The 9,954-nt window shown below is 59.9% G+C and carries 5 protein-coding genes and 2 pseudogenes; 2 read left to right on the top strand and 5 right to left on the bottom strand.

All coding sequences use genetic code 11. The features are described 5' to 3' along the window. On the top strand, positions 1-357 hold a 357-nt coding region (locus EN949_RS35795), incomplete at its 5' end, for a hypothetical protein (protein ID WP_164758107.1). Here EN949_RS35795 and EN949_RS37065 read toward each other — a convergent pair. Together EN949_RS37065 and EN949_RS07415 are read right to left on the bottom strand one after the other, a co-directional pair. After that, complete coding sequence (locus EN949_RS37065; RefSeq protein WP_135907184.1) at positions 323-451, bottom strand: hypothetical protein; 129 nt, start codon at positions 449-451, stop codon at positions 323-325. The genes EN949_RS35795 and EN949_RS37065 overlap by 35 nt on opposite strands. An 880-nt stretch (positions 452-1,331) precedes the next feature. After that, positions 1,332-1,787: a transposase gene (locus tag EN949_RS07415; RefSeq protein ID WP_256748481.1), complete on the bottom strand. Its 456-nt coding sequence runs from the start codon at positions 1,785-1,787 to the stop codon at positions 1,332-1,334. 793 nt (positions 1,788-2,580) lie between these two features. Here EN949_RS07415 and EN949_RS07410 point away from each other — a divergent pair. Further along, the gene (locus EN949_RS07410) at positions 2,581-3,096 is read left to right on the top strand and encodes a DUF2285 domain-containing protein (protein WP_224570032.1); all 516 of its coding nucleotides are present in this window, start codon (positions 2,581-2,583) and stop codon (positions 3,094-3,096) included. Between the two features lie 784 nt (positions 3,097-3,880). On the opposite strand, the gene EN949_RS07405 is transcribed toward EN949_RS07410, so the two are convergent. The 3 genes and pseudogenes from EN949_RS07405 to EN949_RS07395 all read right to left on the bottom strand — a co-directional run. Further along, positions 3,881-5,356, bottom strand: a complete 1,476-nt coding sequence (locus EN949_RS07405; protein ID WP_095769043.1) for an NAD-dependent succinate-semialdehyde dehydrogenase — start codon at positions 5,354-5,356, stop codon at positions 3,881-3,883. 415 nt (positions 5,357-5,771) lie between these two features. Further along, positions 5,772-6,497, bottom strand: a pseudogene (locus EN949_RS37225) (pitrilysin family protein); the annotation flags it as partial. 549 nt (positions 6,498-7,046) lie between these two features. Then, positions 7,047-8,351 (bottom strand): annotated as a pseudogene (locus tag EN949_RS07395) (pitrilysin family protein); the annotation flags it as partial. Between the last annotated feature and the right edge of the window lie 1,603 nt (positions 8,352-9,954).

Raw genomic sequence — 9,954 nt, 5'->3', positions numbered from 1 at the left:
GAGATAGTTGCGTGTCTGGCAGGTCCTTTTGCAGAATCCGCATTCGAAGGCTATCTGGACCCGCGCGATATGGCGATGAATGCGTCCGATGGGAATGAGGGGAGCAGCGACTACGCGGATGCCAAGCGAATCTATGGTGAGTTGCGGTTCCTGATGCCGCGCCGCCCCGATTGGAGGCGGATCGAAGATCGCACGGCCCGGCTAGTACTCGATCACTGGTCAGCCATCGAAGCATTGGCCGCGCATTTGCTGGTCAAGCATGATCTCCAATTCGATGAGGCTCTGACGATTGTTGCGCCGCATCTTCCGCCCATGCCAGCAGCTACGCCGCCAGAGCGTCATCCGCAGCCTGCTTGATCAGCCATTCGATGTGATTTGACCACATCTGCAACACCTCGCGCTTCTCCTTGACGTTGCTATAGAGATTGTAGATTTCGCCAATGTCTGTCAAGGACGCCGCCTTGTGATTCAGTATGTGCTCGATGACGTGTGGCAATACCTGCCGCCTGCCGAGATTTGTCGCGAGCGTCCTGCGCAGATCGTGAAGGGTCCAGTTCTCCAAAGCCACCCCGTCAGTATTGACCTTGCCGTCTAGAGCCTTCTTGCCCTTCGCGTAGCCTGAGAAGTGGCTTCTTTCGTTGCCCCTCGCAGGGAAAAAAACGTGTCATTGGTCTTCGGTACCGTCTGGGGGACCGACACCGCCAGTGTGGACAGCGGAATAAGCGTAGGCTCTTCGTTCTTCGTGCGGTCACCCGATAGTTCCATGTTCCGGCTTCAAGGTTGAGGACCAACGCATCGCGGCAACTTCCGTACGCCTCTGTCCGGTCAGAATGAGCAGCTTGACGATGGAGCCGAACGAATAGCCGATATCGCCCGGTTCGGGCTCACAGCCCGTTCATATAGCCGCCAGTTCGGCATCGTTCACCACTCGCTTGCGCTTGACGATCGGGGCCGGATCCGGATTTTCCAATCCCTCGCGGGGAAACCGCGGATGAGCCGTTGCGGCGGTTTGCGACACCAGTTGAAAAATGCCCGCATACACCAGAAGGCCGTGTTAGCCGCTTGCGGGTGACCCCCGGCGACGATCTTCTTGGTGATGTTAGCAATGTCGGTGTCGATCACATGGTGGATAGAGCGACTCCCGAGGGCAGGCACAAGATACCGGTTCAGGCTGGCCTCGACCAGTGCGGTGTTTTGAGGGTCGTTACTCGGCGGCCTGGAGGTGACCGCCATCGCCGTCCTCGGTATCGTCAGCGCTGATATGCGCCTGATCGGCAAGGAAGGCTGGCAGTTCCGATGGAGCTATGCTGGAATTTGGGTGACGAGGCTGATCAAGCGGCGCTCTGCGGCTTCGTTTCGATGACCTGGATTCCGTCCAGGAACCTGGCACCTGCGATGAGTTTCGGCAACTGATTTTGTCCTTTCAATCGTCGCCACTTCCTGGCCGCGGCCAACAGCTTGAAGACCATCAGCTGGGCGGTTTTCGAGGATAGCGAGCCCTTGGTACGCACCGTGCGATAGCGAACGGTTGCAAAGACGCTTTCGATGGGATTGGACGTTCGCAGATGATCCCAGTGTTGGGCGGGGAAATCGTAGAGCGCCAGCGACGCAATATGATCTTTCGTCAGGCAGTCGACCGCCTTGGCATACGCCTCGGCCTCCATCTCGATCGCATGCGCAAGCAATTTGCGCGCGCCGCTGCGAAGTACATCCGTCAGGGTATCATCGATTTCGTCGGGCTGACGAAGGCGAACAATGTGTTGATAGTCTCGTTCATGGCGTATCACTCTCCTTGAGAGGTACTGGCAGGCTTCATCACCCGCCTCGATACGCCGCTCTCCTCAAGCCGCCATCATCCAGTTTCCGCCATGGCTCCCCCTGATTGATCCGCTTCACCTGTGCAACTGCACAGGCTGCCCTAGCGGGGAGATTGGCCTCCAATGGCGAAAGCTTGCCGCAGGAGACCCTCCGATGACCGTGCCTATGGCGCCGCCGCTACGACAACTTGCCGACAAGCAGCGTGCGATCCACTGCCGCGCTACTGCGCCTTCAAGGGACGTCTGGATCGCGACGCAGGAGCCGATGACCGTTACGGGATCAATTCCAGGTCGCGCTGGCCGTCGCTGTGCCAGTTCGACGGTCTGGTGGCAATTTGGGCACATCTTCTGTCGCCGACAGTGGCGATGGCTGACGCTTCAACGAAACGGGGTCTTCGACGTCTGCTGCCTTCGCCGATGCTTTGCGAAGTGGCATAATGTTTCGACGCACGCAGGCGCGGGCAGGGGATGTCAGTCATGAATCTCCTGACTGGCGCGGATCAGGCCGATTGGCGGGATGAAAGATCATACGACTACACCGCTGGCCTGACGCTGCGGGAGTGGGCTTGGGAGTTCTTACGCCGCAATCCAGCGTTCCAGCGCGATCTGACCGCTGCGCGCCAGCATTGCAAGACTTGGTCTCTCCAATCCTTTCTCGATATGGTCGCGTCGGCCGGCGACCTGTCACGCTGGGGTGTTCTGTTTCGCGGAGTCTTGTGGCCGCGCTTCGGTCGTATTCTGGTGTCCGCTCTGGTGCGTCCATGTGCTGCCGGTCATTGCGGAACGGTTGCCTGCCTCGTCGCCGACACCGCCGTTCGAACTCTCGGCATTGCCCTGTCGTGCAATCGTCCTGCTGGCGCCCGACAAGAGCCAGCATGTTCTTCTTCGCAATGCGGACCACGCGCTGCAGCTCGCCGTCTCGGGCGCGAATATCCTCCACCCTGTTTGCCTGCATACGCAAGCCATCTGGCCCGCGGTGCTTTTAAAGCATCGACTGAGGGGACTGGAGTGCCTCAATGCTCTCAGTCTAGGGCAACAGTTGCCCCCCCGCTTGTTTGCGCCGGAAAAGCGCGGCGTTCGTTTGTCCTTCGTTCTTCGTGCGCTCGACGGTTCGCTCGCCGGAGCACCTCATCGCGAGCTCGCCGAAGTTCTCATCGGTCAACGGCGCGTCCATGCCGACTGGGCGGATCCTCGCGATCATCTGCGCGACCGCATCCGTCGGGCCGTCTCGCGTGGCCGCGCGCTCATGAATGGTGGCTACAGAGATTTCCTAATTTGAAAAGCGACAGTCCGCGCTGTGCGTCGGTGGATGAACGTTCGCTCGCAGCTGTACCCGTCACCAACAGTTCGCCCGCCGACAGGACTGCATGGCGCCTTGCAAGTGCGCTCTGGTCTAGCTTGTCGATGCCGAAATGAGATGGGCGAGGGTGCCAAGGCGGTGGTTCATTAGGGCCGGCCTCGACCTGGACGCACATCATTGGTCGGAAAGCGGCGTGCACCGCAATGTCGCCATAGCAGCCAAGATCCTTTGAGGCCGGACCTGCAGTCCTGTTGGACCGGCGGGTGCAACAATATGGAGGGATCTGAGGCCTCACACCGTTCCCTGGTCGACAGCTCGGTCAACATAGCACCCACCGCTTGATTATGGAAATGGTGTGCCTGGAGTGCAGCGAGTAGCGGCTTGCTGCGCACTGTCCTAAGAATAGCAGTCATGACCCGTCTGGGGTTCTGCAACACGACGATTCAACCGCTTGGGCATTGTCGCATATCCCACAATGTAGAATGCGCAACAGGGCAAAAGCTGATCCATCGGCGGTTTATCAATGCTTTTTGGCTTGGCACGGCACATGCAACGCAATCGGCAAAAGGCGCACGAACTGAGTGGCCCATCGGCCCTAGGAGCGCTGACTTATGCCCTCCCAAGGCATGTCCGGCCCGACAGCGAGCTCAGTCTCCTGCCGGGCATCCGTGTTTCAGGTCAACGGCGTTTGGAACTTCCAATTAGGTGGCGGCATTGACCGCAGGCCGCCCCCCGGTGGGGCGGAGAGACAGTGCAGCAGGTTTCAAATCCCGCCCATGCAAAGATATTTCATTTCCAGATAGTCCTCGAGGCCATGACGGGAACCCTCCCGCCCGATGCCGGATTGTTTGATCCCGCCAAACGGTGCCGCCTCCGAGGACATGCGTCCCGTGTTGATGCCAACCATGCCATATTCCAGAGCCTCTGCCACACGCCAGACCCGCTTCAGGTTTGAGGCATAGAAGTATGCGGCGAGGCCGTATATCGTGTCATTGGCCTCGCGCACGACCTGATCCGCATCGTTGAAGCGAATGATCGGCGCGAGCGGCCCGAATGTCTCCTCTTGCGCGACTGCCATGACGCTGGAAATCTCGGTGAGGACCGTGGGTTCGAAAAACGTGCCATTCTTGCCGATACGCTGGCCCCCGCATCGTATTGTGCCGCCTTTCGCAATGGCATCTGCGACGTGAGACTCGATCTTGGCCAGAGCATGCTTGTCGATGAGCGGTCCGATGTCCACTCCGGCATCGAATCCGTCGCCAACCGACAAGTGCCGGATTCTTTCCACGAATTTCTTGACGAACTCATCGTGAACGCTCGATTGGACGTAAATGCGGTTCGCGGAAACGCAGGTCTGGCCGGCATTGCGGAACTTCGCCTGGACCGCACCGTCAACAGCACCGTCAATGTCGGCATCATCGAAGATGATGAAAGGTGCATTGCCGCCGAGTTCAAGGCTGACCTTCTTGATCTGGTCAGAGCACTGACGCATCAGCAGCCGTCCGACCTCGGTCGAACCGGTGAAGCTGATCTTTCGAATCTTGGAATTGGTGCAGAGTTCACGGCCCACGCGATCACCTTCGGACGCATAGATCAGGTTGACCACGCCATCGGGAAAGCCGGCCTGATGGGCGAGGGCGAACATTGCGCCAGCCACGAGCGGCGTCTGTTCAGCGGGCTTGAGCACGATTGTGCAGCCCGCAGCCAAGGCCGGCGAGATTTTGCGCGCCACCATGGAGGCCGGGAAATTCCATGGCGTGATCGTGCCAACAACGCCGATGGGCTGCTTGATCACTAGCATTCGGCGGTCTGTCGAGGGTGCCGAGATCGTCTCGCCATAGACGCGATTGGCCTCCTCGGCATACCATTGCAGATACGCCGCCGCATGCGATACCTCTGAAATGGCTTCGGCAAGCGGCTTGCCCATTTCCGCAGTCAGAATCGCGGCGAGATCGCCTGCATGGTCGATGATCAGCTGATGCCATCGCCAAAGAACGTCGCTACGTTCTCGGGCCGTCAACGCGGCCCATCCCGACTGCGCAACATAGGCCTTGTCTACCGCAGCACGTGTCTCCTCCACGCCCATATCGGGAAGCTCTGCCAAAACTTCGCCGGTCGACGGATTGACGACCTCGAACGTCTTATTGCCAACTGGTCTGCCGAGTGCCGGCAGGCGGTCGATGGCTCCAAACAGGTGCGGGGATTTCAGACGGCGGATCATCGGCAGGCACAGGGGCAATACCGGATTCCTCCTCAACGCAGCGAACATCCAGGTCGACAGGCCGTCAGTGTGTATTCTGCACCAGTGGGTTCGTCGTAGGGCCTCGGCAAAGCAGCTGGTAGACCACGCTAGCCCGATGAAAAGACAGCAGTTTCGTTAGTTTGAGTGCCCGCGGTTCATCAATTGATGGATTAAGCAGTCGGATGTTTGCTTCATCCACCATGCCTGCTGGTGGCATGCGACTGAATTCTGCAAAAAGGCGGCATACATGCTGAGGAGCGCCATTTCGGCGAGAGGCCGCCGGACCGCCAATGCCGCGCAAGGTCGGCGAAAACGACTCCGCGCGTCTGCATGATCTGCTTGGCCCACGGGCCTCCACATTCGCTCTTCCCACGAGAAGCCCCGATGAAGAAGGAAGGTGAGATGAGTTTCTTTACTCATCCTTGCCGCCCAGCGGCGGGCCGACCACCAAAATGGCGGGCTCGGCCGAAAGCAGCTTTTTGGCCGCCGCCTTGACCTGTTTGAGCGTCACCCGACCGATGCTGCGGGCGCGACGCTGGTTGTAGTCGACGTCGGCCTTGTGAATCTGCAAATCCAGGAGCCGGTCTGCAATCGAGCGGGTCGAGCCCAGTTGGTCGATGGCATAGGCGCCGATCAGGTGCTTCTTCGACGCCTTGAGCTCGGCCCCGGTCGGTCCTTGCTGCGCCATCTGCTTTACCACATCTCGCACGATGCTCAGTGTTTGGGCAGCGCAGTCCGAGCGTGTCTCTGTCGTAACCAGAAGCGAGTCAAGGGTTAGTTCAGAGCTGACGTGATAGGCAAGGCCGCGTTTTTGACGTACCTCCTCGTAAAGGCGGGAAGTCAAGTATGAGCCGCCAAGGATGTCGTTCAGCAGCACGGCCGCGTAGAAATCCGGCGCGCTAGGCTTCACGCCAGGCCAGGCCAACGTCAGCGAAGTCTGCGGCAGGTCGTAGTTCTCCTCCACCAGTTGACCGAGTTTCGGCGCGACATCGTAGACGGGGACGAGGGTTTGTTGCTCAGGCAAATCACCAAACAGCTGGTCAAGCCTTTCCCTCAACGTGTTCGCGTCAATGTCACCCACCACGGCAATATGGAGCCCGTCGCGAGCGAAAATGGCCTGGTGGAAGGCGCGGAGGTCGGACGGCGTGATGCCGGGCAGGCTCTCTTTTGTGCCTTCTCCCAGCCTTGAACAAGGATGCGCGCCATAGATCGCGCGCAGCCATTTGCGCTGAGCGATGGCGTTAGGGTCTCGCTCGCTGCCGACGATGCGGGAGACAATCTCGGCGCGGACGCGATCGATCGGCCCCTGCTCGAAGCGCGGCGCGTTCAGCGCGAGCCGAAGCAGGCCGAACGCCGCGTCCTGCTTTTTGGAAAGCATGCACATCGATCCGTAGATGTCGTCGCTTTGCGCGTCCAAACTCATTTCGGCGCCGGCATGGTCGAGCTTCACCTGGAAGGCACCGCTGTCGTAATGGCCAGCGCCTTCGATGAACAGGCCGGCCATCAGTTTGGCCATCCCCTCCTTCCCGACCGGGTCCTGCTTGGTGCCGCCCTTGAAGGCAAAGCCGATGTTGACGATTTCCACTGTGTGGTCCTCCACCAGCCAGGCGATGATGCCCTTTTCGGACTTCACCTCCTGGATGTTCATCGCAGCATGGGGCCGAGCGCCGAGCGTCATCTCTTGATTCTCCGTCTTGGGCAAGAGATAGCCCGTGGTCGAACGGTCGAACGCGAGATAGCGGGCGGCAACTGCTTTGATTTGCTCGGGGGTAACCTTGCGGATGCGATTCGGCCGTTCCTCGACATCCTTCACGGTACCGCCGGTGGCCAGCGTCGAGCCGTAGATGCTGGCGAGCCAGTCCAGGTTGTCTTCCGCAAAGATCATATTGAGCAAATAGTGGTCCTTGGCCTTGCCTAGTTCCTCGTTGCTGACACCATCCTCGGCAATGCGGGCAACTTCGGCAGCGGCCGCCGCTTCGAGATCAGCCAGCTTGGCATCGCCGCGCGGTGCGCCATAGATGGCGAACTTGGTGTCGTCGAGCATAGTGCCCTGGAAATAGACGCGGGCGCTGGAAGCGATACCTTGCTGGACAGCGAGCGCCTGGTAGAGCCGGCCGCGGTTACCGCCGCCGAGAATTTCGGCCAGCAGGTCGAGCGCTTCGGCCTCGCCCGGCTTGGCGGTGTGGTAGGACGGCACCACCCACTGCGTCGAAAAACTGGGCACGCTGACGCGGGCGTCTGAGAGCGTGACGGTGCGCCTGGTGTTCTGCTCGGGCTCAACCGGCCGGATGCGCGGCGGCAGGTCAGGTCCGCGCGCCACCTTGCCATAGGTCTTTTCGGCCAGCGCCCGCACCGTGTCCGGTTCGACATCGCCGGCCACGATCAGCACGGAGTTGTTGGGCCAGTAGTACTTTTCATAGAAGACGGTGGCGTCGACGCGGTTCAGCTGCTCGATCTCCTGCATCCAGCCGATGATCGGGATGCGATAGGGGTGGTTCTGCCACAGCGTCGCGTCGATCTCCTCATGGAGAACGTCCTGCGGGTTGGTGTCGGTGCTTGAGCGGCGCTCCTCGATGACCACATCGCGCTCGGTCTTGACGACATCGTCGGTCAGGATGAGGTTTCGCATTCGGTCGGCCTCGAAGCTCATCATCAGCTCGAGCGCCGACGGCGCCACTGTCTGATAGAAGGCGGTGTAGTCGGAGGAGGTGAAGGCGTTGTTGGAGCCGCCGATCTCGAACACTGCGCGGTCGAATTCGCCGCCCGCATGGTTGGTCGTCGCCTTGAACATCAGATGCTCGAAGAAATGGGCGATGCCGGATTTGCCCGGCGGCTCGTCGGCGCTGCCGATCTTGTACCACACCATGTGGGTGACGATCGGCGCCCGGTGGTTGGGAATGACGACCACCTCCATGCCGTTGTCGAGCACGAAATCCCTCGCCTTGCCGTCCTCCCATGCGACGGGGATCGGAGCCGGCCCCGCGCCGACCAACTCGGACGCAACGGACGTCCTGCGAAGCCCATGAGTGCGGGGCTTGCTTGGTAGTTCTGGTAGGGAGAGTGGGGTTATGGGCTGCGTTCCTGGCAAAGTGATCTGTTCCTCATTTTGAAGGATCTATGTCTCCCGAACGCCTATTGGGAGAAAGTGGATCGGCACGCGACGCCGAGCCACATGAGCCGTCAGCGTGTTGCTGGGCCTGACGCGAGCCTCATCTTTGGATGCGTCCGGGAAACTTTCGGCATGGTGAGGCCATGGGAAGTCTGCTCGTTATCCATTGGGTGTTTGCGGATACCTGAGCATGCCCCGTGCCAAGTAAGAAAGCCCCGATTCGCAAGGTTTGATCCAACCTTGATACTTGCGATATCCGACATTGTCGGGCATCCGACAGAAAGCGCCTTTCGCCGGCGCGCCGGCTATGACGCTCGCCTCCTCCGGCGTGACGACGATCCTTTGGCGGGCGCCGCGCACACCGATCTGCCCGCCTATCAGCACCGCGACATCGAAGGACAGCGCGATCGTGACTGGATGGGTCTTACGCAAACATGCAGCAGTGCCACCGCGATCAGGACTTCATCCGCCCCACAAAGACCCGAGCGCGAGGGACGACGTGTAAGGCAACATGTCATCCTCGATAATGATGCCGCGCATAAAGAGGTAAGGTCCCTCGTCGTACCGGCGAGCCCCTTCGCTGGGTCTCGCGAGGGTCTGGTTTGCGAACGTCGACCGACAGCATCACGGCATGGGCGGCCCCATCGGTAGGCAAGCATTGACCGTGCCATCAGCGTTGAGGCAGCGCAGAGCCCAATTTCCCGGTGCCAGCCGGTACGTTGGAGCTTCAACTGTGGCCAGCCAAGCGGGCCGAGGCCGTGAAACTCCTGATACCCTGGACCGTCCGGATTGCAACGCACGACGCCTTGGTCTCGCGCCAACGTCCATTGACGCTCAGCGAAGCATCATGCGGACGAGCTGGGAAAGCTTGGCCGGGCCGGCGCCTTCCCAGGCGCATGGGACGCGCGACGACCCATGTGGACCTTGGATTTCACTACGCACTTACGCTGCTTTGGCCTTGTCAGCAGCCTGAGCATAAAGCGTGCTCAGCTTTCAGGGCGAGCCTCTTTCATGTTGATAGCATCTGTCGTCATTCAGGATCGCCCCATTTTCGCATGCCGCTTGCAGCTTTCAGACTGTTGTCAGCCAGGGCCGCCATAAAGGGTCTCGTTTAACGCATTCGGGAGGCTTCATCACTCGACCACATTAATTTCGGGCCGTTCGCCGGCGCTCCGAATGGCACTTAACACCAGATCCTCTCCAAACCCGTGATGATCCAAGAGGAAAACGAAAAATCCCTAAATCATAAAAAAGCACCGATACGGTCGGCTCCAGGCTGATGAAATTGCGGTCTCACTGGCCACGCACGATACTTGCGATGGCGATGGCCATTGCAAAGGCCGGTCAAGCACCCAAGACGCTGACAAGCACGCCTCCGACCAAAGCTCGATCGTTGGCAGCCTTTCTAGCCGTATACTTGGGGCATTTTGGGACGGCGATCCGGACGCCGATTAAAACCTGCCGGTCGTCTAAATGGAATGGTTGG

It is taken from the genome of Mesorhizobium sp. M7A.F.Ca.US.007.01.2.1 (genome assembly GCF_003998165.1).
GTDB lineage: Bacteria > Pseudomonadota > Alphaproteobacteria > Rhizobiales > Rhizobiaceae > Mesorhizobium > Mesorhizobium ciceri.
The sequence above is the reverse complement of the archived record's forward strand: the minus strand, read 5'-3'. Positions and strand labels throughout refer to the sequence as shown.